A 25,267-nucleotide genomic window follows, 5' to 3' on the forward strand; every position below is an offset into this window, starting at 1 on the left:
TATTACTAATCTAAGTTATTGGATTTATAATATTAAAAATTACTCTTTATTATCTTTGAGTATGCCCTCAAGATTACTTTCAAAAAATTCTACTACTCTATTAGAAAAGTCTTCCAAGTACATAAATTTAACTCCAGAATGTATAGCATTTTTAGCCAACCAAATTGTTAAGTTTGCTCCATATTTTGTAGCAAGACTTTCCATATCAGACGTGTTATGAGGCAAAACTCTTCTATCAGAAGTGCCATGTATTGCAAATATTGGACGGTCGTCATGATTTTTAAAAGCAAGCTTTGGCGAAGGTTCAAGTAATGTTTCATTACCAAATATAAATGCTGACCAAATTGCCCCCTTAGCAAGCCATGGTGGATACCCTTCTCTTTGAAGCTCCTCTTCAACTATAGTGTAAAGATCGGAGAATCCAGAATCTAAAATAGCAGCTTGAATTCTATTATCTAATCCAAAAGCAATTGCAGCAGTTCCTGCACCCATCGATAACCCATAAATTCCAATACTTTTAGGGTTAATAGATTGGGTATTTACTAGCCAATCTACACTTGCAATAACATCACGGTATTCTTTAGTTCCAATGCTAATTTTTCCATCCTCAATAGTAGACATGCCATGATCTCGCTGATCAAACAAAAGTGTATTGAAGCCAGCTTGATTTAATATAGCTGCAACTAATAATATATCAGAGTCATACTTACTTGACCTTAAGCCATGTACTAGGATAACAACAGGAGCTTGACCTGGCCCATTCCTGTCTATAGGAATCCACCATGCGTCGATTTGGATATCTTCATCACCAGCAGAATATTGATGAGACTCCCAATAATCAACGATATATTTTTCAAAAGGAAAATCACTTACTTTTGAATTGTCTTGATAGCTACTAGGCGTATTTTCACAATCCAAAGAACAACCAGGATCAGCTTTGGCAAGTGTTGAATATATAAAGTATCCAATACCCATATAAACTAGAGCGCCAAATAAAATCAGCCCAGTAAGGGTATATCCAACTTTAAAATACAATTTCTTCATAATGTTTTTTCAAATAAAAAAAAGGCGCCCAAGGGCGCCTTTTTCGATAACTAATTTAATTACTAGTTACATGCGTCTTTCAATGCCTTACCAGCTTTAAATGCAGCTACATTTGAAGCTTTAATTTGAATCGTAGCGCCTGTCTGTGGATTACGACCACTGCGAGCAGCACGGGCTCTAACTACAAAGCTACCAAAGCCAGTAAGTTGGACTCCATCGCCACTTGCCATTGCTGAAGTAATAGCACCAGTTGTTGCGTTTAGCGCTCTTGCAGCATCAGCTTTAGATAAATTAGCACCTGAAGCAATTGCATCAATTAATTCTGATTTATTCATTTTAATTCTCTCCAATAAAAGTTTGTTATAAAAAAAGACAAAGCGAAAGAGGTAACTTTAAACCTATTTCAGGAGGAAAGAATCAAAAGAAACCATCTGCCTCCAACGCTGTATCTAGAAGTTATTGTACTATCAAAATAAAGTTATTTGAAAAATAATGTAAAAAAAATATTTTATTCTAGCGATTCCCTTCTTTAAGCGCTCTTGCTTTATCCATTTTCCAGTCTCTTTCTTTAATATCCTGACGCTTATCATGGCCTTTTTTTCCTTTAGCTACACCAATTTCTAACTTGACCCTACCTCTTGCCCAATAGAGTTTTAATGGAACAACTGTAGCTCCTTTTTGAGTAATTTTTTCTCGAAGTCTATTAATTTCAAGTCTGTTTAATAGTAATTTTCTAGTTCTTGTTGGATCACATTCAACATGACTGGAGGCTGAATTTAGTGGAGATATATGAGCACCAAAAAGGAACAGCTCATTATTTTTGTAAATCACATAGCTTTCAGTAATTTGAACTTTGCTATCTCTAAGGCTTTTAACTTCCCAGCCAAGCAAACTTAAACCTGCTTCAAGGCTTTGTTCGATAAAATAGTCGTGCCTTGCTTTTTTATTTAAAGCAATAGTATTTGAATTATCTTTTTTATTTTTTGCCATGCATCGTATTTCAAAAAGCGCAATTGTTCCATATACACCCCAACAAATGTTTGAGTTAGTTAACAATATTGATGACTACTCTCAATTTTTAAACTGGTGTGATTCCTCCTCTATTTTAAATCAATCTGACGACCAAATCACTGCGTCAGTCGAGATTAATAAAGGCGGCATTAAACAAACGTTTTCGACACTGAACACTTTGACACCCTATCAATCAATTGCGATGGAGCTAGTTGATGGTCCATTTGATGAGCTTTCAGGTGAATGGCGCTTTGAGCCACTTGGTGAAAATGCCGCAAAAATTCATTTAGATCTTCAATTTAAATTTAAATCAATGCTAATTGATATGGCTTTGTCGCCTGTTTTTAAAAATATAGCCAATTCTCAATTAGATTCATTTGTTGCAAGAGCAAAATATATTTATGGCTAAACTTATTGCTTTGAATAAACCGTTTGGAGTTATCTGCCAGTTCAGTGGTGATAATAATACATTATCAGACTTCGTCGACATACCGAATGTCTATCCAGCTGGTAGGCTTGATAAAGACTCAGAGGGACTGGTGATTCTTACAGATGATGGCAAGTTACAAAACTTAATATCCAACCCAAAATATAATAAAACCAAAACCTATGTCGTGCAAGTAGAAGGAGAGCTAAGTTCTACTGCAGCTTCTGCCCTAGAAAAAGGCATTAAACTTAAGGATGGAAACACTAAGCCTGCAGCCGTCAAAATAATTGAAGAACCTAACTGGCTTTGGGCAAGAACACCTCCAATAAGAGTAAGGAAAAATATTCCAACTTCTTGGATTGAAATTTCAATTAGCGAAGGAAGAAATCGTCAAGTACGCAGAATGACTGCAAGCGTAGGATTTCCAACGCTCAGGCTAATTAGAACAAGAATTGATAAGTGGGACTTAAAGGATATACCCTCAGGATCTTATGTCACTCTTTAAACTTGCTTATGAAGCCCTAATTTGCAACGATGTAGAGAGAAAAATTTTACTAATTAATGATTTAAAAAAATACCATATTCCACTTGATATCAATGAATTAAAAGTCAAGGTCATTAAAATTCCTTCCCCAGGGAGGCCTTTGAAACCAAGCTTAGTTGACTTCAAAGGAACCCCAAAAAGAGATCGCTCAGATTTAGGCATGATAAAAAATATCCATGCGATTTGTCATATTGAATTTAATTCAATAAATTTAGCCTTAGATGCAATCTATAGATTTCAAGAAATGCCCCATCAGTATTATGCAGACTGGATTCAAGTGGCCAGCGAGGAGACAACGCACTTCTCACTTCTCAAAAATTACCTTGGGTCTATTGGATATAGTTATGGTGATTTTGATGCTCACAATGGTTTGTGGCAAATGACAGTTGACACAGATTATGATGTTTTATCGAGGATGGCTTTGGTTCCTAGAGTTTTAGAGGCTAGAGGTTTAGATGTAACCCCAAGAATTAGAAAAAAATTTAAAGATGCAAACCTTCATAAGATGGTTGAAATTTTAGATATTATTTTTAAAGATGAAATTGGGCATGTAAAGATTGGAAACTATTGGTATCAATACCTGTGCCATAAAAGAGATCTTGACCCAATTAAGACTTTTGATTTGTTAATAAAAAAACACATTGGGTCTAACTTGCGTGGGCCATTTAATATTGAAGCAAGGCTTTTATCAAATTTTAGTCGAAATGAATTACATTATCTCGAGCACCCTGAATTACTAGAAACTAACTAATTTCATCCATGGCTTGATTTGCCAACAGATCCGCCATGTCATTACCTGGGTCGTCACTATGGCCTTTAACCCAGTGCCAATTTACAGAAAATTCCTTATTTAGGACGTCTAATTGCTTCCAGAGCTCTACATTTTTAACCGGCTTCTTATTAGCAGTCTTCCATCCTTTTGCCTTCCAGCCTTCAATCCAATCATTTATGCCCTGTATAACGTACTTGGAATCTGTATATAAATCAACAGTAATATCACTTGATTTAAGAGCTTGTAGTGCTTTAATTGATGCTGTTAGCTCCATCTTATTGTTTGTAGTATTTAACTCTGAGCCTTTTAATTTCTTGTCATGATCTTTGTATCTCAACCATGCCCCCCATCCACCAATTCCAGGATTTCCTCGGCAACCACCATCTGTATAAATTACAATTTTTTCCATGGACTAGTTATCTACATTAAGTTGAAGCCAATACTCAAGCAAAGCTAAGTGCCACAGTCTTGATCCATTTAAAGCTGTCATATAGTCTTTAGGAGAATTAATCACTTTATCAATATATTGTTGATTAAAAATACCTCTATTACGACAAGCACTGGACAAAAGTATATCAGACATAAATTCCAAAAAATCACCCTGAATATACTTTAGAGCTGGCATTGGAAAATAACCTTTTTTCCGATCTATTACAGAATTTGGCAGGAGTCCTCTTGAAATCTCTTTAAGAGGGTACTTTCCCTCATCCCTCATTTTTAATGAAGGTGGTATGCTTAGCGCCCATTCAACTAGGTCAGTATCCATAAATGGCACTCTAGCCTCAAGGCCCCATGCCATAGTCATATTGTCGACTCGTTTAACTGGGTCATCAACAATTAATCTTGTCATATCAGTGCGAAATACTTTATCAATAAAAGAATCAGCGCCTGGCTTTAAAAACTCCTTGTTTAACCAATTATGAGTATGATTCTCACCTTGATATATCGATGATACTGTTTGTAAAAACTCATCATGCGGCCTATCAACATAATGCTTTGAGAAACGTTCTACTTCATTACCTTGTTCATTCGCCATTCTTGGATACCAAAAATACCCAGCGAACGCTTCATCAGCCCCTTGTCCAGATAAGACAACTTTAGTATGCTTTGAAACTTGCTCAGAGAGCAAATAAAAAGCTACGGCATCTTGGCCAACCATTGGCTCAGACATATTCATAACTGCTTCTGATAATCGTGGAAGTACTTCTTTATTACTCACTTGATATTTTTTATGCTGAGTTTCAAATTTTGAGACAATTTGATCTGAATACTCAAACTCACTTCCAACTTCATCATCGATGTCTTCAAATCCTATTGAAAAAGTGCGAATATCTTCATGGCCTGCTTCCTTTAAAAGAGCAACAATAAGCGATGAGTCTAATCCTCCCGAAAGTAAAACTCCTATTGGCACGTCAGATGCAGACATCCTCTTCATAACTGCTGCAGTTAATAGCTCATGCGTTCTTTCAATATAGTCCTGATCTGAAATATTTTCCTCAAGCCTTTTTGCGCTTGGATGCCAATATGTTTTTTCGCGTAATTTACCATTAGGACTTAACGTAAAAAAAGTACCCGGCTTTAATTTCTGAATTCCATTAATAATTGTATTTGGAGCTGGCACAACGCCATGAAGAGATAACTGTTGATGTAAAGCAACAGGATTAATACTTTTATCAAGTTCTTGAGTAAGTAAAGCCTGTGAATTTGATGCAAAAGTAAATGCTTTAGGAGTGATATTAAAGTATAGAGGTTTAATGCCCATCCTATCTCTTGCAACAAAAAGTTGCTGAGAAGATTGATCCCAAATAGCAAAAGCAAACATTCCATCAAGATGTTTCACGCAATCTTCGCCCCAAAAATGATATGCCTTTATTATTACTTCTGTATCAGAGTTTGAGAAAAAATCATACCCTTTGCCTATTAATAGAGCTCGAAGTGCCTTATAGTTGTATATCGTTCCGTTAAATACTAATGTTAATTTAAGAAGATCATCTACCATTGGTTGAGACCCTAAATTCGACAAGTCAATAATACTTAAGCGCTGATGCCCAAACCCAACCTTTCCTTCAAACCACTTTCCTTTTGAATCAGGCCCTCTTTTGGCAAGTTTACTCATCATATCATCTAGAGATTTTGTAGAAACAATCTCCCCATCAAATCGTAATTGGCCACAAATACCGCACATAAATTTAACCTTTAAACTTTAAAATTAACACCTCAGAGTCACCTAGAAATATAATCACTTGTTATATATTTCTATAATTGAGGCTAACTTAGAAATGTAAAATAGTCATTTTATCAAGTATTACTAACTAATAATGTCTCAAACTCTTTACGATAAATTAATGAGCACTCATATGGTCCATGACCAGGATGGAGCGTCGCTTATTTATATAGATCGTCAGCTTATTCATGAAGTCACTTCTCCACAAGCATTTGAAGGACTTACTTTAGCTGGTAGAAAGATTTGGCGCAACAAATCTAACCTTGCGGTTCCTGATCATAACGTTCCAACTACAGAAAGATCAAGTGGGGTTAGTAGCATAACCGATCCAATCTCAAGGCTTCAGGTTGAAACGCTAGACAAGAACTGTGAAACATTTGAAATAAATGAAATTCAAATGAATGATATCCGACAAGGGATTGTTCACGTTATTGGGCCTGAACAGGGAGCAACACTTCCTGGAATGAGTATCGTTTGTGGCGATTCACATACAACAACTCATGGCGCTCTTGGAGCACTGGCCTTTGGAATTGGAACTTCTGAAGTTGAGCATGTACTTGCAACTGGCTGCTTATGGCAGAACAAAGCTAAAAACATGAAGATTGAAGTTAAAGGCCAATTAGCAAATGATGTAAGTGCTAAAGATGTCGCATTGTATGTGATTGGAAAAATTGGTACGGCAGGTGGAACTGGATTTGCAATTGAATTTTGTGGCTCAACAATTCGAGATATGAGCATAGAAGGTCGAATGACGCTTTGTAATATGTCGATAGAGGCGGGGGCAAAGGTTGGTATTGTAGCAGTTGATGATAAAACTATTAACTATGTTAAAGGTAGGCCTTTTTCACCGGTAGGTGAGAATTGGGACGCAGCCGTAAAATATTGGAAGACCCTTCATAGTGATGCTGATTCGAACTTTGATGAATCAATCTTAATTGATGCAAGTCTTATTAAGCCTCAAGTCACTTGGGGGACATCTCCAGAGATGGTCGTTGATATTAATGGCTCAACACCTGATCCAAAATTAGAGAAAGATGAAGTTAAAGCTGAAAGTATTCGCAATGCTTTAAAGTACATTCATTTAAAACCTAATACCTCAATGAGTTCGGTAGCAATAGATAAAGTATTTATTGGCTCTTGCACTAACTCAAGAATTGAAGATTTAAGAATAGCAGCTTCTGTTGCAAAGGGTAAAAAAATTGCTCATAACATAAAGCTTGCTCTTGTAGTTCCAGGCTCTGGACTTGTGAAAAAGCAAGCTGAAGATGAAGGACTTGATAAAATTTTTAAAGATGCAGGTTTTGAGTGGAGAGAGCCAGGATGCTCAATGTGCCTTGCAATGAATGCAGATAAATTAGAAGTTGGAGAGAGGTGTGCGAGCACATCAAATAGAAACTTTGAAGGCAGACAAGGGCAGGGATCTTTTACTCATCTTGTAAGCCCAGCAATTGCTGCAGCGAGTGCTATTGCAGGACATTTTTCAGGGGTAGAGACATGAAAAAATTCACCTCTTTAAGCTCTATTGCTACGCCTTTAGATCGGGCAAATATTGATACTGACGCAATCATTCCAAAACAGTTCTTAAAGTCTATTAAAAAAAGTGGATTTGGCCCTAACTTATTTGATGAATGGCGTTATTTAGATCATGGTGAGCCTGGGATGGATAATTCAAAACGACCAATCAATCCTGACTTTGTATTAAATAATCCTAAATATTCAAAAGCTCAAATTCTACTGACCAGAAGAAACTTTGGTTGTGGCTCCTCTCGAGAGCATGCTCCATGGGCATTAGAAGACTTTGGATTTAGAGCAATTATTGCACCTAGCTTTGCTGATATTTTCTATAACAACTGCTTTAAAAATGGCATTCTTCCAGTTGTTTTAAGTAGCGAAATTGTGGATGGTCTGTTTGAATATACCGGAAACATAGTCATCGATCTTCATGACCAAAGTGTAACGACAGATACTCATTCTTTTGAATTTAATGTTGACCCCGAAAGAAAACGCAGACTCATCAATGGGCTTGATGATATTGGTTTAACATTGCAATATGAAGATCAAATACGTTTATTTGAAACAGAACACTTTAAAAAGCACCCCTGGTTATGATTGGTCATCTAAAAGGTAAAATTATTAGCAAGAATCCACCCGAAGTACTTCTAGAAGTTGGTGGTATTGGCTATGAAATACTGTGCCCTATGTCCACGTTTTATCAGCTTGATAAAACCTCAGAAGATACATTATTATTCACTCATTTAAGCATTAAAGAAGATGCGCACACGTTATTTGGATTTATTACTAAGGATGAAAAAAGTATTTTTAGAGAGTTAATAAGGGTTAATGGTGTTGGCCCTAAAGTTGCTCTTGCAATTTTGTCACACCTTTCTGTAAATGCTCTTATTGAATGTATTTCAAATGAGGACGCAGAGCTTTTAGCAAAAACTCCAGGGATTGGAAAGAAAACTGCCCTTAAACTAATTGTAGAACTTCAAGATAGGCTGAGTAAGCTTGAACTAGTTGGAAGTCCTGGTGGCAGCGCCCATGAATTTAAACAGAGTGGAAATCCGAATAGTATTCAGGCCATTGAGGCGCTTCAATCTCTAGGTTTTAAAACGAAGGAAGCCAATAAAATGGTTTCAAAAATTTCTGACCAAAACCTTTCTACTGAGCAGCTTATTCGCTTAGCACTTCAAAACAAGTAATTAGACAGCTACTTTCTTTCTAGAAAACTTTGTTTTAACTCTACCAAGCATATTAATAAAATCGTAGTTCATCAGATACATGCAAGGTAGAAGAACTAAAGTTAGAAGTGTTCCAAACATTAGTCCATAGCCGAGTGCGAGAACCATTGGTTGTAAAAACTCGTCTTTGCCGCCAACCCCATACGCAAGTGGCAATACTCCTGCCATTGTTGTTAGAGTAGTCAAAACTACCGCTCTTAAACGATCCCTTGAGCCTTTTGCAATCCAAACAATTTTGTCTTCTAGTTTGGCACTTTTATGCTTAATATAATTTAAGTGGCTAACCATAACTAAGGAATCGTTAACAATAACTCCCATCAAACCTAGAGCGCCTGTTAGAGCGAAGAAACTTAGGGAATAACCATGGAAATGAAATGCCCAAACAACCCCAATTAGCGCAAATGGAAAGCTTGCTAGAACAAGAAGGGGTTGAGAGTATGAGTTAAATAGTATAGCAAGGATAAGAAAAATACCAACAATTGCTACAACAAAAGCGTAAAGAAAATCTCGTAATGAGTCAATTTGCTCTTGCGCTCCACCACCCGTAATGATCGATACTTGAGGAAAATCAATCGCAAGATTTAATTCTTCTAATGAGGTTTTCAAAGTTTTGGTTTTATTTGTTACCCGCTCATCAATACTTGCTGAAAGCTTAATGGACCTATCACCATCAAAATGATTGTAATCAGGCTCTCCCTCAATCTCACGAAGCGAAGAGAATTGACTCATTGGTATTAGCTTGCCTTGACGATTTTTGACAGAAGTATTCTTAATGAAATTCTCAGTGTAATCATTTTCTCCTATATAGACTCTTACATCCTCCTCGTTTCCAGCAATAGTAATATCAGTCACATAAGAGCCTGAAAATGCTGTTCTAAGGTGCCTATAAACTGACTGATAATCAACACCTAGACGAGCCATCTCATCAAAATCAAGTACTGTTTCGATTCTAGGTTTACCAATCTCATCATTACGATCTATATCATCAACGCCTTCAATAGAGCTGAGAATTTCTTCGAATCTATTGGCAGCTAAACTTCTCTGAGCATCATTTTCAGAAACAAGCGTAACCTCAATATCAGAGCCTCTTGGAGGTCCAGGGGCTATTAAGGTTATATCAATTTTGTCAGCACCCTCAATATCTGCCACTAGTGCTTCAAGCTTATCTGCCATGTCTTCTGCAGTTCTTTCTCTATCACTTGTTGGAGTAAGAGTAATTTTAATGTTTGCGATATTTGTAAAATAACTTCCAATCTTGCTTGTGAAAGAGTCAAGGTCGTCTCCTATCTCATTAGCAATTATATTTTCAACCTGTATAACAATATTTTCAGTATAGGCAGCAGAGCTTCCATTAGGAGTTTCAATGTTTGAAAAGATTACCGTTGCACCTCTTGAAGGAAATAAATTAAATGGAATATTTTTGACAGCAAAAATTGCCGAATATATTAGTAAAGCAATAAATAGTGGAACAATTAAATAACGCCATCTTAAGGCATGGTGCATCATCCTGTTGTAGAGGTTCTCAAATGGGATAAACCAAGTCTTTTGTTTTTCCACTTTTTGAGTTGCAAGGTGAGCTGGAAGCGCAAAGGTAATCTCTAAAAAAGAAATTCCTAAGGCAAATATTACAACTACTGGAAGCACATAAATAAACTTTCCTAAAGTTCCAGACATTAAAAAGAATGATGACATCACAAGCATGGTCGATATTATGGTCGTTATAACAGGCAGAATAACCCGCTTTAGACCAGTAACAACATTTTTATAGAGATCTCCACCCTTTGCCTTATAGTGATGAATACTTTCAGCAATAACAATACTATCATCCACCACAATTCCCAGCACAATGATGAAACCAGAAAGAGATATTAAGTTTATTGTATTACCTGTTAGTCCCATAAAGGCGACAGTTCCTAACAAAGTTACTGGAATACTAACAGCAACCCAAAAGGCAGTTTTTATGGAAAGGAAGACGCCTAACACAATAAGAACTAGTGCTAGACCAATATAGCCATTTTTAAGAATTATATCAATTCTGTTTGCAACTGCCAATGAAGAGTCATCAGTAAAAAAAATGTTAATCTCATCTGGATAATATTCTTGCAGCTCTGATACTCGCTCTTTAACTCTTTTTGCAGTTCTAATAATATCTGCTTGACTAGTTTTTTTAATCTCAAGAATAAAGCCCTTAGTTCCATTTACTCGAGTTATAGATTTTTCTTCTTCTTCACCTCTAAATACTTCAGCAATATCAATAAGCCTTATAACAGGTCCATCAAAGCTAGATTTAATAACAACGTTTTTAATGTCATCAACACTTTCAAATTCAGACAATATGACAATATTTTTTTCTAAGTCTTGTTGATTATTATCTCCAACCGTAAAACGAGCATTTCTAGAAGAAATTGCAGAGATAACTTCATTAATTGACATGTTATATTTATCAAGCTTGTCTGGGTTAACTTTAATTTGGATTTCACTATCTAGATAGCCACTTTTGTCGATCGCAGAGACACCTTTGACTTTAAGAAGAGCTGTTTCTAAATCATCTGTAATTTGTCTTGATTGGTCATAACCTATCAAGGAGCCGTCAATGTTGATAGTAATAATTGGGAATTCAGAAACATTAAAATCAACCACCTGAGGCAGATCTGTTACCTCTTCAGGAAAACTTTTGACTTGATTTACAGCATTTCGAACATCATTTTTTACTGTCTGAACATCCTTTAAGTCTGCCTCTAAGGTAACAATAATAGATGAGAGCCCTTCACGAGAGGTTGAGGATATTTCTTTAATACCACCAACGCTTGATAATTCTTTTTCGATTACATTTGTAACTGCTTTTTCAACGTCTTCAGGAGACGCTCCAGGATAAGCGGTCGTAACACTAAGAATTTCAAAATCAACTGCAGGAAACTGATCTCTTTGCATTCCAACAACAGCTAGCGTACCAATCGCTATAAAGGCAAGGGAAAAAACTAAGGCAAACTTTTTTTGCCTAACTAAAAAATTTAAAAAAGAATCCATAATTTACTTTTAATATAGCTCAAATCGAATGATTATATAGGCGAACAATGAAGAAACAGTGAAGAGTTTATGAACTCTTTGACCTTTTTCTCAGGTTTTCAGTAAGCAGTCTTTTACGAATTCTGATGTTATGAGGAGTAACTTCCACTAACTCGTCGTCATCGATAAACTCCAGTGCTTGCTCTAAATCTAAAGTAATTTTTGGCGTTAATGCAACTGCCTCATCAGTACCTGATGCTCTTACGTTAGTTAACTGCTTCCCTTTCATAACATTAATTACAAGATCTTTATCCCTTGTATTAATTCCTACGACCATTCCTTCATAAATATCCTCTCCATGGCCCACAAAAAACTTACCACTTTTCTGCAAATTAAATATCGCATAAGCAACAGATTTACCTTGATTCATTGAAATTAAAGATCCATTCGTTCTTTGGCCAATCTTTCCATCCTTTTGAGGCTTATAAGAGTCAAATGTTGAGTACATAAGCCCAGTTCCAGTTGTTGCCGTTAAAAACTCAGTTCGAAATCCAATTAAACCTCTAGCTGGAATTATAAAATCAAGCTTTACTCGCCCTTTTCCATCTGGAGTCATATTTGATAGCTCCGCCTTTCTTTCGCCTAATTTTTCCATCACCGAACCCTGATGAACAGATTCAACATCCACCGTTAAATCTTCAAAAGGTTCACAGGTAACGCCGTCAATTTCTCTAAGAATAACTTGAGGCCTTCCTACCGATAGTTCAAAGCCCTCTCTTCGCATCGTTTCAATCAAAATTGAAAGGTGTAACTCACCCCTACCTGAAACCACAAACTCAGAAGAATCTGTAGTATTTTCAACTCTTAAAGCTACATTATAAATAAGCTCTTTATCAAGCCTTTCTCTTATATTTCTGGATGTAATATATTTTCCATCTAGTCCTGCAAATGGAGAATCGTTAACTCTGAATGCCATACTAACTGTAGGCTCATCAACACTTAAAGGAGGTAATGCCTCAACTTTAGTTACATCACAAATCGTATCTGAAATTGATATATTTTCAATACCAACTACCCCAACTATATCGCCAGCATTAGCTGAGCTAACATCATGCCTCTCTAGACCATTAAAACCTAAGAGCTGAACAATTTTAACTTTACGCTCAGTTCCATCAGGTGAAATTAAGACGTTCTGCGAATTTTTCTTAGCAACACCTCTTTCAATTCTTCCAATTCCAATTGCCCCTACAAATGAAGAGTAGTCTAATGATGTTATCTGCATTTGAAATGGACCATCAATATCCACCTTAGGAGCGGGTGCTTTTTCAACAATTAATTCAAACATTGGGGTCATATTACCCTCTCTAGCAGTATCATCTTCAGATGCATAGCCACCGAGTGCTGAGGCATATATAACTGGAAAATCTAACTGCTCTTCAGTAGCGCCTAACTGATCAAATAGCTCAAAAACCTGATCAATTACCCAGTCAGGTCTAGAGCTATCACGATCAATCTTGTTAATCACTACAATTGGATTAAGGCCCTGCTCAAAAGCTTTCTTTGTAACAAAACGAGTTTGAGGCATTGGGCCATCACTAGCATCAACTAAAAGCAATACACTATCGACCATAGAAAGCACTCTTTCAACCTCACCACCAAAGTCAGCGTGGCCTGGGGTATCAACAATATTAATTCTATAATCACCCCATTTAATAGCTGTATTTTTTGAGCTAATCGTGATTCCTCTTTCTTTTTCAAGATCGTTAGAATCCATCATCCTGTCAGTCGCCTTAAAACGATCATCAAATGTTTGCGATTGAGAAAGTAATTTATCTACTAACGTAGTCTTTCCGTGGTCAACGTGAGCGATAATTGCTATATTTCTTAAATTGTTTGCCATTTAATAATGTACTCATAAAAAATCGATGTCGTATTATCCCGTAAAAACCTAACAATGCCCAAGCTAAATCAAAAATCAATTTAATATTGCTGGATACTCTTCTCTTATAAAATGCATCTAATATTCTATTTATTTTTGAAGCTGTGGCAAAAAAAGGAAGCTCTCGTCGCTGGATGCAGGAACATTTAAGCGATGAATACGTAAAAAAAGCACAAAAAGAAGGCTATCGATGCAGAGCAGTCTATAAGCTACTTGAAATTATTGAAAAGGGTCAACTTATTAAAAGTGGCGATAAAGTTTTAGATTTAGGCGCTGCACCTGGAGGGTGGTCACAAGTTGCAGTAAAGTTTACTGGTAAATCTGGGCAGGTAATTGCGAGCGATATTTTGCCAATTGAAGAAATAATCGGAGTTAGTTTTCTTCAAGGAGACTTTACAGAGCAGTCCGTATATGATGATTTGATATTAATGACTAATGGCAAAAAGGTTGATACTGTTTTGTCTGATATGGCACCAAACATGAGCGGCCAACTATCTGTTGATCAGCCTAAGTCGATGTATTTAGCTGAACTAGCACTAGATATGGCCGTTAAAACCTTGTCAAAAAATGGCAACTTTATTGTCAAAGTCTTTCAGGGTGATGGTTTTGATGTTTATGTTAAAAATGCTAGAAATATTTTTAAAAAAGTTTCTGTCATCAAACCAAAAGCATCTCGTCCAAGATCTAAAGAAGTTTATTTATTAGCAAGTCAGTTAAAATAAATCCTTATGCAAAATTTTAGTGAAATTCATGCTCTTATGAAGAGTGACCTAGTGATGATGGATGAAATTCTAGTTAATCGACTAGATTCAAATGTTGACCTCATTAGTCAAATGAGCCAGTACATTATTAACTCAGGTGGAAAGCGAATTAGGCCACTTCTTCTATTATTATGCGCCAGAGCAACTAACTATAAAGGTGATTATCATCACTCAATGGCAGTTGTAATTGAACTCATTCATACTGCAACTCTTCTGCATGATGATGTTGTAGATAGCTCATCCATCCGTCGAGGCCATGAAACTGCAAACGAATTATGGGGTAATGCCCCAAGTGTTCTAGTTGGTGACTTTTTATACTCAAGGGCATTTGAAATTATGGTTGAACCCAACTCGATGGAAATAATGAAAATCCTATCTAAAGCAACCAATCAAATTTCAGAAGGAGAGGTGCTTCAATTATTAAGCATTAAAAATGCTAACGTTTCTCAGACAGAATATTTTGAAGTAATTGAAAGAAAAACAGCGTGTCTCTTTAAGGCTGCATGCCAAATAGCTGGAATATTAGCTGAATCCAATAAAAACGTAATTAATGGGCTTGGTAGCTTTGGAAAGCATTTAGGTAATGCCTTTCAGATTATAGATGACACCCTTGATTATGAATCAAATTCTTCTGTTATTGGAAAAGAAGTTGGCGATGACTTGTCTGAAGGAAAAGTTACGCTTCCAATGATTTATGCCCTTGAAAATACGAAAGGGGCTGAAAAAGCAACTCTTTCCAATGCCATAACCAATGCTGACTCTTCAAACATAGATAATATTGTAAATATTCTTCTTAGTGTTAATGCATTTGAATATAGCCGCAAAGTAGCAAAAAATGAATCCACTAAAGCACTGAAGTTTCTGGAAGTTATTCCTAACTCCGAATACCGCTCTGCACTTCAACTATTATCTGAGCTTTCAATAAATAGAAACTCTTAAACCACTTAATGCTTACAACAAAACTTAAACAGCAAATACGCTCTTCCTTTGAAGATGCGAAAAAACAATTACCAAATTTTAGTAACCGCTCATCTCAAAATAAAATGATTGCTGAGATTTCAAAAACATTGACAGGTGAGTATGCCAATTCAAACCCAATCATATGTGTTGAAGCTCCAACTGGAACTGGGAAAACTATGGCTTACCTAGTGAGCTGCTTACCAATTGCAAAAGAGTCAAAAAAGAAGCTAGTTATTGCTTCTGCAAATGTAGCACTTCAAGAACAAATTCTAAATAAAGATATTGTTGAGGCAGAGAAATATTCTTCAGTTGATTTTGAATATGCTTTAGCTAAAGGAAGGTCGAGATATGTTTGTATTCGAAACTTAATTAACCTGACTGAAGACAATTCAAGCTCTCCTTCTGTTTTAGATGATGCTCTTCTTTGGGATGAAAAGCCAAGTAAAAATGACTTAGATGTTTTAAGTGAAATGACTGAAAGCTACTCTGCCACAAGGTGGAGTGGGGAAATTGACGACCTTGAGAATCCACCTGAAAATAAATTATGGCAAAAAATTGCCTGCAATCGATTTACATGCAACTCTAAAAATTGTGAATTTTATAATGATTGTGCTTTCTTTAAAGCTAGAAAAAAAGCCTCGCATGCTGACGTAATTATTGCAAATCATGATCTAGTTTTGGCTGATATTATAAATGGTAACAATGTTCTTCCTGAAGTTGAAGATTGTATTTTTGTTTTTGATGAGGCTCATCATCTATCTCAAAAAGCACTTTCTCATTTTTCACTGGGTGGCAGTACTGAGTTCATGAAAACATCTATCCGTCAATATCAGAGCGCCATAGATCAAATTATAAAAATTATTAAAATTACATCCCCTCCTAGTTATATTGAAAAGACAGACGAAGCTATAAGTGATCTAACTGAAGTCATCTCAAATCTTGAATACCAAGATGATATTCATCTATTTCCAATAACTGGCGTGCCTAGTGAAATACTGAATTTAACCAAAAAAATATTAGTCTTATTTAATTCAGCGTATAAAGATTTTTCAGAGCATAAAGATATTTGGGAAGAGCACTATAAAAGTAATAATATTGACCAGGCTATAACTGATAACTTAAATAATATAATTGGTCAAAATAATCAAAATCTATCTTCAATCTTATCGCTTTTAAATACATTTAATCAGAACCTAAATAATGAACAAGCTCCAACAAGTAACTGGATAAGTCAATCAAAGCTTGCTAATAAAAAAAATAACTATCAACTAAACACTGCAAAAATTGATGTCTCTAGCTATTTAGACAAATTAATATGGTCTAAAGCAGCAGGAGTTGTTTTTACATCGGCTACATTGACTGCTCTAGGAAGCTTTGATAGATTAAATCAACAACTTGGATTAAAGTTATTAGAAAATCAGTATCTTCGCCTGGCATCTCCGTTCAATCATGAGTCAGTTGACTTTATAATTGCCAAAATTAATGCAAGCCCAACACAGTCTTTTGATCACACTCAAGAAATTGCGCTAGAGTTAAAAAAACGTATTGATACATCAGCAGCGACACTCGTGCTTTTTGCATCAAACAATCAAATGCAGAGTGTGGCCGACTTAATAGAAAAATCATTAGATTGTGATCTATACATTCAAGGTGAATATAGCAAAAAAAATATCCTAGAAAGACATGTTGAAAATAGAAAAAATGGTAAGGGCAGCATAATTTTTGGTCTTGATAGCTTTGCTGAAGGTGTTGACCTTAAAGGTGATAATTTAAACCACGTAATTATTGCTAAGTTAAGATTTAGCGTCCCAACATCGCCAATTGAAAAAACCACTCAATCATATCTTGAGTCGTTAAACCGAAATTCATTTATGGAAATTTCTCTACCAGACGCTTCATTAAGATTAATACAAGCTTGTGGGAGGCTCATAAGAACTGAGACAGATACCGGTAAAATTACTATTTTTGATAATAGGCTAGTAACAAAGTTTTATGGAAAACATCTTATTAAAGCACTTCCAAATTTTAATATTATTATAGAAAAGCACTAATTATAAATATTTTATTTTTATCAAATTAAAGGTTGGCAGAATTTTTTGATAAATACTCTTCCACGCTTTTAGCTGATTCTTTCATTCCTTCATCACCCTTATTCCAACCTGCAGGGCATACCTCTCCATTTTCAGTATGAAAATCAAGTGCATCAACCATTCTTAGCATTTCATCCACATTTCTACCTAGAGGATGATCATTAACAACTTGATGACGAACAACAAAATTCTCATCAATTAAAAAAGATGCCCTTAAAGCTGTTCCCTCTGGGTGGACAATGCCATACTTTTCCATAATTTTATGATCCATATCAGAAACTAATGGAAAATCAATAAATCCAATACCACCATCATTTATTTTAGTATTTCGCCAAGCATTATGAGTATGTCTTGAGTCAATAGAAACTCCAATTAACTTAGTATCGAGCTTATCAAAAGCAGCAACTCTATGGTGATGTGCAAGAATCTCTGTCGGGCATACAAACGTAAAATCTAAGGGGTAGAAGAACAATACAATTTTTTTACCTTTAAAACTTGATAGTTGAAAATCCTCTACAATTTGCCCATCTGCAAGAACTGCTGTGGATATAAAGTCTGGTGCTTGCTGTGTAACTAAAACGCTCATAGTTTTGTCCTTATAGTAATGATTAATGTTTTTTTAATTCTGTAGTTAATGCAAATATAATTTATTACTTTTAATTAGTTATATTTGTAGTGATATTTGGAGATATCTCCCTTAAGTCTGAGGTCATTTTTAACCTCTTCTAAAATCACTTTTCCAATAATTTTTTTTGGAATACCTAATCTCCTCATCGATATGAAATCTAGTCGATTAGTTTTTTTTAAAATAAAGAGTTTGTATCTATACCAAAATTTCATTTCTATTTTTATATTCTATTAAAAAAGCCCTATGCAAGGAGGAAGACATAGGGCCAATTAATCACAGACATACACATTTAAAGGAAGTAAAAAAAATATGAATGTAATCAATTTATCACTTAGTTAAAACTCCTTTGATATTTGCTTCATCATAGTTCGGAGGGCTATTTTGAAGCTGTTGAAACAATTACCAATATAGAGCAGCATACGATCTTAGGAGATTGCATTAGGAAGCTGAATTTATTAGTAATCAATTTCGAACCTTTAATTAATTATTTATTAAATGATAATGATACTCATTCTCATTAACAATTGCAAGCTATATTTAAAAAAATATTTAAATTAAATGATTTCAATGAAAAAATAAAGGCATTTAACTTAAAATAGGTCGTTAAGTACTTGAACTATTAAGTTATCAATGCACTCTATAAATCGCACTAAAGAAAGTCAAAAAGCTACCGTTATAGGAGCAATTATTGATTTTTTACTTTCTGTTATAAAAGTTTCTCTTGGAATCATAGGTCAATCAGGAGCCCTTATTGCAGATGGAATTCATTCTTTCTCAGATCTCCTCACGGACTGGGTTACATGGTATGCCGCAAAACTTTCTGGAGAAGCGCCCGATGCGGATCATCCTTACGGACATGAAAGATTTGAAACGGTTGCGACTTTAGGATTAAGTATCTTTTTAGCAATAGTTGGTACTATTATTATTTTTGATGGATTTGGTCGTTTCAGCAATTCCAATGCTCTAAAGCACGAAAACTGGTTAATTGCTGCTGCTGCATTATCAATTCTTAGTAAAGAAGCTTTGTATTGGTATACAGTTAAAGTTGCTAAAAATATTAAGTCTGACTTACTTAAAGCAAATGCTTGGCATCATAGAACTGATGCATTTTCCTCTATAGTTGTTGTTATTGGAATAATAGGTGCTGCCAATGGATACTTTTTCCTAGATAGCGTTGCTGCAATTATAGTTGGCTTAATGATTATTTATATTGGCTGGCAACTTGGATTTGAAGCGACTAAAGAATTAGTAGATACTTCAATTGATCCAGAAGACATAAAAAATCTTCATAAAGCACTTGCTGATATTAAAGGTGTAAATAGCGTTCATACATTAAGAACCAGAAAAGTTGGTCATAAAAAATCGGCTGACGTTCATGTCCAGGTCAATCCATTTTTATCCGTTAGTGAGGGTCATATAATAAGTGTTAGCGTTGAGAGAGTTGCGAAAGAGTGTATAGAGGAGCTTGATGACGTTACTGTTCACATTGATCCTGAAAATGATGAAGAAAAAGAAGATGCGCCTTATAAGGACCTTCCAGAGAGAGCCCAAGCATTAAAGATCATTAGTCAGTCGCTCAAACTTGAGAATTGCTCTTATACAATTGAAAGAACCCAACTGCACTATCTAGAGGGTGAAATACTAGTGGACTTTTATCTTTCGGTTGATTATTTAGATAATAATGAAATTAGTACGATCAATTTTAATCTCAGCGAAATTATAAAAAAACTTCCAGGATTTGGCGAAGTAAAGGTTTACTTTAGTTAATTTTTATAGCGCATGGTAAGCATGACAAATGGCTCCTGCTAGTGCGTCTCCAGCATCTTCTTGTGGTGCTTTATTTAATTTGAGGAGCTGCTGCACCATAAAAGAAACCTGCTCTTTCGATGCGTGACCTCTTCCAACAACTGCCTTTTTAATTTGATTGGCTGTGTAATCTACAATTGGAATACCTTGGCCTCCAGTAGCAGAAATAATAGCGCCGCGAGCATGTCCAAGTTTAATTGCAGCATCAGGATTTGGCCTATCAGGCCTCATAAATACTCTTTCAATGACGACTATATCAATTTCATGCTTGGCGATAACCTCTTTAACGCCCTCATATATTGTAATAATTCTCTCATTTAAATCACCCTGAGTTCTGATACAACCACTACTAAGATATGTAAATTTTAGTTTATTTGCCTCAATTAAACCAAAACCAGTAATTCTAGAGCCAGGATCTATACCAAGTATTTTCATTGGGATATTTTATCAGCTATGTAAAAACTAACCAGTATTTTAGTAAAAAAGTTATAATACTTTTTAAAAATTTTTAAAAGGAAAATTTATGGCAGTAATTGAGCTTTCACAAGCAAATTTAGATGAGACTATTAACAATAATGAAATTGTAATTATTGATTTCTGGGCTCCTTGGTGTGGTCCATGTATTCAGTTTGCTCCAACCTTTAAAGAAATCTCTGAGAAGCTTGATGGAGTGACCTTTGCTAAAGTCAACACTGAAGATGAACAAGAACTTGGCGCTCAATTTCAAATTAGATCAATCCCAACTTTAATGATTTTTAGAGATGGAATTGGAATTTTTTCACAGCCAGGGTCTATGTCTGGAAAAGACTTAGAAGACTTATTAGAAAAAGCTAAATCAATTGACATGGATGAAGTAAGAAAAGAACTTGAAGATCAAAAACAAACCTAGCTAAAAAAATCTAAATATTTCTGCTCACTAAAGCCCACCATTATTTTGTCATCCCTTATCGTAACTGGTCTCTTAATTAAAGTTGGGTATTTCAAAATTAACTCAAAATTAATATTATCTTTTTCACTTTCAGTTAATGTTCGATAGGTGGTTGAGCGCTTATTTATAAAAACCTCCAATCCAACTTTTTCAATCATTTTTTGAAGTTCATTTTTTGAAATTGGATCCACTCTAAAGTCTATAAATTCATAAGCTATATCATTAGTAGATAAATACTTAAGAGCTTTTTTGACGGTATCACAGTTCTTGATGCCATAAATTTTATTATTGCTAATCATAATAAATATTGGAAAATACATTGAAGACAGATAAAAGCATAAATTACTTAAGTTTCTAAAAGAAAGGTTACTGGCCCATCATTAACAAGTGAAACCTGCATATCCACTCCAAAAATACCGCTTTCAGTAATGGTGCCCATAGATTGAGTTTTTTCAAGAAAATTATTGTATAGTTTTTCTGCTTCAGTTGGCAGCATTGCTGCTGAAAAACCTGCCCTTGTTCCGTTCTTGGTGTCAACTGCAAGAGTAAATTGAGATACGATTAAAAGCTCTCCATTTATATCACGAATACTTAAATTCATCTTCTCATCTGAATCTGGAAAAACTCGATATGAGAGTATTTTTTTTACCATCTTATCTGCGGACATCATGTCATCTTGCTTTTCAATACCAATAAAAACTAGCAGACCTTTACTAATTTGACCCACTACTTTTCCTTCAACTTCAACCTTTGAAGAGCTTACTCTTTGAATCAAAGCTTTCATTTAATTATGATGAGAGGTGAGAAATATCAGCAACAGATAAAAACAGAGCTCTAACTCGACTAATCAGAGCAAGTCGAGCCTCACGTACTTTTAAATCCTCTGTATTAACCATAACATTATCAAAGAATGTATCTATCACCTCTTTTAATTCAAGCAACGAGCGCATGGTCGTCTTGTAATCTTTCTTATCTGATAATTGTTTAGATAGTAACTCTGTAGCTTTATAAAGATTTTTTTCTGAGTCTTCAATTAACGCCTCAGAATTAAGGTCATTATGATGTTCAGTTGAATCTTTAAGAATATTTGCAATTCTTTTATTTGACTCAATCAAGCTCTTGGAATCAGCACTTTTAGTAAACTCATTAAGCGCTTCAACTCTCAAATGAAAATCAAACGGTGAATCTGGACTAACTGCCAAAACAGCTTCATACACGTTGCTATCGATATTAGCATCTTTATAGTAGGCTTTTAGTCGCTCCATCATAAATTTATAGATTGAGTCAGAGATGCTTCTATCTACTTCCTCTAGGTGTAAATCTAGAGAAAATTTAATTAATGACTTAAGGTTTAATTCTATTTTGGCCTCAAGCAGTATTCGTAGCAATCCAAGAGCTAGCCTTCTAAGTGCATAGGGGTCTTTAGAGCCTGTTGGAGCCTGTCCAATTCCATAAATACCAGTAATAGTATCTAGCTTATCCGCGATTGCAACTACAAGACCTTCACTTGTGGAGGGTAATGTATCTCCTGAAAACCGAGGTTGATAGTGCTCTCTAATAGCTATTGAAACAGCTTTTGACTCTCCATCATTAAGGGCATAATAGCCGCCCATAATTCCTTGTAAATCTGCAAATTCACCAACCATTTCACTTAAAAGATCAGATTTGCATAAAAGACCGGCGCGAGAAGATTCTTTAGGGTCAAATCCAACCAATTCAGCAATATAAGAACTTAGGTGCTCTATCCGTTTCGCTTTTTGAGCCATGGAGCCAAGAGACTTCATAAATAAAACGTTATCCAGCCCATCTATTCTCTGGTCAAGTCTGACGGCCTTATCTTGGTTCCAAAAAAACTCAGAATCTGATAGTCTAGGATGAATAACCCTCTCATTGCCCTCAATAACTACTTTTAAATTACTCGATTCAATGTTTGCAACAGAAATAAATAATGGTAACAACCCCCCCTTACTGTCTACTAAATGAAAGTATTTTTGGTGTGACTTCATTGCCGATATCAGAGCCTCGTGAGGAACTGATAGGAATTTTTCATCAAACTTTCCAGCAAAAGCTCTAGGGTACTCAACTAGGGAACAAACTTCATCCAGCAAAGATTCATCTATAACTACTTCAGCATTATTTTGCTTTGCTACTAATAAAACCTGCTCACGGATAATCTCTTTGCGCTTTTTAAAATCAACAATGATTTGAGCACTTTTTGACATAACCAACTCATACTCGCTCGCGTGTGAAAGTTCAATAGTAAGATCTTTTTGAAATCTTAAGCCCCTCGTAACTCTTCCACTTTCAAGTCCCATTATTTGTGCTGGAACAATCTCTTTATCAAGCATTACAACAAGCCAGTGGACGGGCCTAACAAACGAATGGTCTGCACTGCCCCATTTCATTGTCCTTGTAATTGGAATATTTTTAATTGAGCTTTCTATGATTCTTGGCAAGAGACTACTAATAATTTGACCAGCCTCTTCTTTTGAGTAAAAGTAGTATTCTTTGCCGCCTAATTGCTTTTTTTTAAGCTGACTTAAATCAACTCCACAAGATTTTGCAAAGCCATTAATCGCCATTTCTGGAGATTCTGTTGAAGGGCCTTTTTTTTCTATAACTTGGTCTTTTTGTTTGCTTTGTAGCTCTTTAATAGATACAGCCAAGCGCCTTGGGGTAGCGAAAGACACGATACTAGATGAAGAAATATTAATCTTTTTAAGTTCATCAGCAATATTGTTCTTAAGGGATTCTGAAAGCTTCAATAAAAGCTTTGGAGGCAGTTCTTCAGTTCCTAATTCCAATAAAAAATCATGTGTTTTCATAGATAATATTTAGATTAATTGACACTAAATATAAAGTAAAGCTCTTTGTCAAATACAGCCTCATCAGGAGCCCCAGGAAGTGGTGAGGCTTTATTTACAGCTCTTTCAATTGAGTCCTTGAATGACTTTCCAAGAGAACTATTACCAACATTAGCATTTTTAACATCTACCGCCTTAACATTTCCATCTCTATCTTGAACAACATAAACTTCAGCTGTCCAATCATCTTCAGCTGACTGGTACCTCCAAAAGGTTTTAACCCTGGCCGCTATATTATTTATATAAGCATTCTGAAGGGTATTAAGTTGATCTTCAATGATTAATGATCTTGCTGTATCTTGCTCATCTTGAACTTCTTTAGCAAGGAGCTGTCTATATTGAATTTCAGCTTCGGCCTCTTTAAGCGCTGCTATTTCTAATTCCAATTGATCCTTATTCTGCTGATCTTCTTCTAACTGTTTGGATGCCTCTTTGACGAGTAATTCAGCATCCTTAGTTTCTGCTTCAATAGCAATTTGCTTAACTTCAGCTGCTTTAATTTTAATTTCTAAGGCGACACGCTTTGCTTCTGCTAATTTTAATTTCAGCTCTTCAGCAATTCGTTTCGCTTCAGACTCCCGAAATTCTTTTTCAGCATTCTTTGCTTTAGCCTCTTCATTTATACGTATTTCCTCAGCTTCTTTTACTAATGCAGTTGCTTCTTTTGCTAATATTTCCGCTTCTTGAGTTTTAGCCTCTTCGGCTTTTCGTTTTATTTCTGCAAGTTTTGTTTTAACTTCCTCTTGCTTTCGTTTTGCTTCAGCTAGCTCAATCTTTTTAGCCGCAGCCTCAACAAGAATCTCAGCCTCTTTAGTCTTAGCTTCTTCAGCTATACGCTTCACTTCAGCTTTTTTTGCCTTGTCCTGTTCAATTTTTGTCTTTGTCTCAGCATCAGCAATTATTTCATTAGCTTTACTCGCTTGAATTTCAGCTTCTTTAGTCTTGGCCTCTTCCGATTTGCGCTGAAGTTCTGCCATAATTTTTTTAGCTTTTGCCTTTAGAGCCTCCTGCTCTGCAACTTTCTGATCTTTTTGAGCAGTCTCTGATCTCTTTTCTTCGCTTTTAATCTTTTGTTGCTTTTGTTTCTCTACGTCTTTTAACCGCTCTTGCTCTGCTTCAATTATCTCCATATCAATCATAACTGCTTGAACTGGCGCAGAAGGCAAGATACTTGAGTTTTGCTCTGGAGGACTCCAGCGCTCAACATTTGCATACAGTAAACCAAATAGAAGAGATGCATGTAAGATAACTGCGGCCCAAAAAGCGATTGGATGTTTTTTAGATATCTTAACCATTGGCTGCATCATTGTATTGATGAGGCCTAATATAAATAAGGCGAATTTTTTTAGGTACTTGTAAAGAACACTTGAAGCCTTAATAATGAAATTTTTAAATCCAGAGGTTTTAGCTTCTTGCACATCTGAAGACTTCCCTTTATCTTTTTCTTCTGAGTCTAATTCTGCTTTTTTAGGTATTAAGTTACTAAAAAACTGAGTAATTTTTTTAAAAAAATTCATAATTA

The 25,267-nt window shown here is 35.5% G+C and carries 24 protein-coding genes; 11 read left to right on the plus strand and 13 right to left on the minus strand.

What is annotated here, in order from left to right; genetic code table 11:
• Positions 1–39: 39 nt before the first annotated feature.
• From ABXT44_RS06055 to smpB, 3 genes are all read right to left on the minus strand, one after another.
• Complete coding sequence (locus ABXT44_RS06055; protein ID WP_416686350.1) at positions 40–1,044, minus strand: alpha/beta hydrolase; 1,005 nt, start codon at positions 1,042–1,044, stop codon at positions 40–42.
• Positions 1,045–1,106: 62 nt separating this feature from the next.
• Positions 1,107–1,379 (minus strand): HU family DNA-binding protein, encoded by a 273-nt coding sequence (locus ABXT44_RS06060; protein WP_271540941.1) that lies wholly within the window; start codon positions 1,377–1,379, stop codon positions 1,107–1,109.
• Between the two features lie 178 nt (positions 1,380–1,557).
• Positions 1,558–2,034 (minus strand): SsrA-binding protein SmpB, encoded by a 477-nt coding sequence (gene smpB / locus ABXT44_RS06065; RefSeq protein ID WP_271540940.1) that lies wholly within the window; start codon positions 2,032–2,034, stop codon positions 1,558–1,560.
• On the opposite strand from smpB, the gene ABXT44_RS06070 reads away from it, so the two are divergent.
• From ABXT44_RS06070 to ABXT44_RS06080, 3 genes are read left to right on the plus strand one after another with little or no spacing between them, the layout of a single operon-like run.
• The gene (locus tag ABXT44_RS06070) at positions 2,033–2,464 is read left to right on the plus strand and encodes a type II toxin-antitoxin system RatA family toxin (protein ID WP_416651188.1); all 432 of its coding nucleotides are present in this window, start codon (positions 2,033–2,035) and stop codon (positions 2,462–2,464) included. The genes smpB and ABXT44_RS06070 overlap by 2 nt on opposite strands.
• Complete coding sequence (locus tag ABXT44_RS06075) at positions 2,457–2,987, plus strand: pseudouridine synthase (protein ID WP_416677366.1); 531 nt, start codon at positions 2,457–2,459, stop codon at positions 2,985–2,987. Before ABXT44_RS06070 ends, ABXT44_RS06075 begins: the two co-directional genes overlap by 8 nt.
• Positions 2,974–3,777: a ferritin-like domain-containing protein gene (locus ABXT44_RS06080; RefSeq protein WP_416686351.1), complete on the plus strand. Its 804-nt coding sequence runs from the start codon at positions 2,974–2,976 to the stop codon at positions 3,775–3,777. The genes ABXT44_RS06075 and ABXT44_RS06080 overlap by 14 nt, the downstream gene beginning before the upstream one ends.
• On the opposite strand, the gene rnhA is transcribed toward ABXT44_RS06080, so the two are convergent.
• Together rnhA and ABXT44_RS06090 are read right to left on the minus strand one after the other, a co-directional pair.
• The gene (rnhA, locus tag ABXT44_RS06085) at positions 3,770–4,207 is read right to left on the minus strand and encodes a ribonuclease HI (RefSeq protein WP_416677369.1); all 438 of its coding nucleotides are present in this window, start codon (positions 4,205–4,207) and stop codon (positions 3,770–3,772) included. The genes ABXT44_RS06080 and rnhA overlap by 8 nt on opposite strands.
• 3 nt (positions 4,208–4,210) lie before the next feature.
• A complete protein-coding gene (locus tag ABXT44_RS06090) occupies positions 4,211–5,983 on the minus strand; it encodes an N-acetylglutaminylglutamine amidotransferase (protein ID WP_416677370.1) in 1,773 nt (590 codons plus the stop codon).
• 133 nt (positions 5,984–6,116) lie between these two features.
• On the opposite strand from ABXT44_RS06090, the gene leuC reads away from it, so the two are divergent.
• The 3 genes from leuC to ruvA are packed head-to-tail and all read left to right on the plus strand — an operon-like array spanning position 6,117 to position 8,724.
• Positions 6,117–7,520, plus strand: coding sequence for a 3-isopropylmalate dehydratase large subunit (leuC, locus tag ABXT44_RS06095; RefSeq protein ID WP_416686352.1), 1,404 nt, complete (start codon positions 6,117–6,119; stop codon positions 7,518–7,520).
• Positions 7,517–8,131 carry a 3-isopropylmalate dehydratase small subunit gene (gene leuD / locus ABXT44_RS06100; protein WP_416677372.1) on the plus strand — a complete coding sequence of 205 codons (615 nt, stop codon included), beginning with the start codon at positions 7,517–7,519 and terminating at the stop codon, positions 8,129–8,131. The genes leuC and leuD overlap by 4 nt, the downstream gene beginning before the upstream one ends.
• Complete coding sequence (gene ruvA / locus ABXT44_RS06105) at positions 8,128–8,724, plus strand: Holliday junction branch migration protein RuvA (protein ID WP_416686353.1); 597 nt, start codon at positions 8,128–8,130, stop codon at positions 8,722–8,724. The genes leuD and ruvA overlap by 4 nt, the downstream gene beginning before the upstream one ends.
• Here the strand turns inward: ruvA and ABXT44_RS06110 are convergent, their stop codons facing one another.
• Together ABXT44_RS06110 and typA are read right to left on the minus strand one after the other, a co-directional pair.
• Positions 8,725–11,790, minus strand: a complete 3,066-nt coding sequence (locus ABXT44_RS06110) for an efflux RND transporter permease subunit (RefSeq protein ID WP_416686354.1) — start codon at positions 11,788–11,790, stop codon at positions 8,725–8,727. It lies immediately after the preceding gene.
• A gap of 67 nt (positions 11,791–11,857) precedes the next feature.
• Complete coding sequence (typA, locus tag ABXT44_RS06115; RefSeq protein ID WP_416686355.1) at positions 11,858–13,669, minus strand: translational GTPase TypA; 1,812 nt, start codon at positions 13,667–13,669, stop codon at positions 11,858–11,860.
• Between the two features lie 143 nt (positions 13,670–13,812).
• Between typA and rlmE the strand changes: the two genes are divergently transcribed.
• The 3 genes from rlmE to dinG are packed head-to-tail and all read left to right on the plus strand — an operon-like array spanning position 13,813 to position 17,480.
• Positions 13,813–14,430, plus strand: coding sequence for a 23S rRNA (uridine(2552)-2'-O)-methyltransferase RlmE (rlmE, locus tag ABXT44_RS06120; RefSeq protein ID WP_416686356.1), 618 nt, complete (start codon positions 13,813–13,815; stop codon positions 14,428–14,430).
• A 6-nt stretch (positions 14,431–14,436) separates the two neighbouring features.
• Entirely contained in the window at positions 14,437–15,408 is a 972-nt protein-coding gene (locus tag ABXT44_RS06125; protein WP_416686357.1) for a polyprenyl synthetase family protein, read from the plus strand.
• A gap of 8 nt (positions 15,409–15,416) precedes the next feature.
• Entirely contained in the window at positions 15,417–17,480 is a 2,064-nt protein-coding gene (dinG, locus tag ABXT44_RS06130; protein WP_416686358.1) for an ATP-dependent DNA helicase DinG, read from the plus strand.
• Between the two features lie 25 nt (positions 17,481–17,505).
• Here the strand turns inward: dinG and ABXT44_RS06135 are convergent, their stop codons facing one another.
• A complete protein-coding gene (locus ABXT44_RS06135; RefSeq protein WP_416686359.1) occupies positions 17,506–18,105 on the minus strand; it encodes a peroxiredoxin in 600 nt (199 codons plus the stop codon).
• Positions 18,106–18,777: 672 nt separating this feature from the next.
• On the opposite strand from ABXT44_RS06135, the gene ABXT44_RS06140 reads away from it, so the two are divergent.
• Complete coding sequence (locus tag ABXT44_RS06140; RefSeq protein ID WP_416686360.1) at positions 18,778–19,914, plus strand: cation diffusion facilitator family transporter; 1,137 nt, start codon at positions 18,778–18,780, stop codon at positions 19,912–19,914.
• Positions 19,915–19,917: 3 nt separating this feature from the next.
• Here the strand turns inward: ABXT44_RS06140 and ruvC are convergent, their stop codons facing one another.
• Positions 19,918–20,388: a crossover junction endodeoxyribonuclease RuvC gene (gene ruvC, locus ABXT44_RS06145; protein WP_271537692.1), complete on the minus strand. Its 471-nt coding sequence runs from the start codon at positions 20,386–20,388 to the stop codon at positions 19,918–19,920.
• An 88-nt stretch (positions 20,389–20,476) separates the two neighbouring features.
• Here ruvC and trxA point away from each other — a divergent pair, with 88 nt between their 5' ends.
• Positions 20,477–20,842, plus strand: coding sequence for a thioredoxin (gene trxA, locus ABXT44_RS06150; RefSeq protein WP_416686361.1), 366 nt, complete (start codon positions 20,477–20,479; stop codon positions 20,840–20,842).
• Here trxA and ABXT44_RS06155 read toward each other — a convergent pair.
• Genes ABXT44_RS06155 through ABXT44_RS06170 form a run of 4 tightly spaced genes read right to left on the minus strand, consistent with a single transcriptional unit; the run spans position 20,839 to position 25,262 of the window.
• Entirely contained in the window at positions 20,839–21,180 is a 342-nt protein-coding gene (locus ABXT44_RS06155; RefSeq protein WP_416686362.1) for a Spx/MgsR family RNA polymerase-binding regulatory protein, read from the minus strand. The two genes, trxA and ABXT44_RS06155, sit on opposite strands and share 4 nt — an antisense overlap.
• A 47-nt stretch (positions 21,181–21,227) precedes the next feature.
• Positions 21,228–21,665, minus strand: a complete 438-nt coding sequence (gene dtd / locus ABXT44_RS06160) for a D-aminoacyl-tRNA deacylase (RefSeq protein ID WP_416686363.1) — start codon at positions 21,663–21,665, stop codon at positions 21,228–21,230.
• A gap of 4 nt (positions 21,666–21,669) precedes the next feature.
• Entirely contained in the window at positions 21,670–23,706 is a 2,037-nt protein-coding gene (glyS, locus tag ABXT44_RS06165) for a glycine--tRNA ligase subunit beta (protein WP_416686364.1), read from the minus strand.
• 14 nt (positions 23,707–23,720) lie between these two features.
• The gene (locus ABXT44_RS06170) at positions 23,721–25,262 is read right to left on the minus strand and encodes a TonB C-terminal domain-containing protein (RefSeq protein WP_416686365.1); all 1,542 of its coding nucleotides are present in this window, start codon (positions 25,260–25,262) and stop codon (positions 23,721–23,723) included.
• Between the last annotated feature and the right edge of the window lie 5 nt (positions 25,263–25,267).

The sequence above is a fragment of the Candidatus Pseudothioglobus sp. Uisw_041 genome (assembly GCF_048087625.1).
Taxonomy (GTDB): domain Bacteria; phylum Pseudomonadota; class Gammaproteobacteria; order PS1; family Pseudothioglobaceae; genus Pseudothioglobus.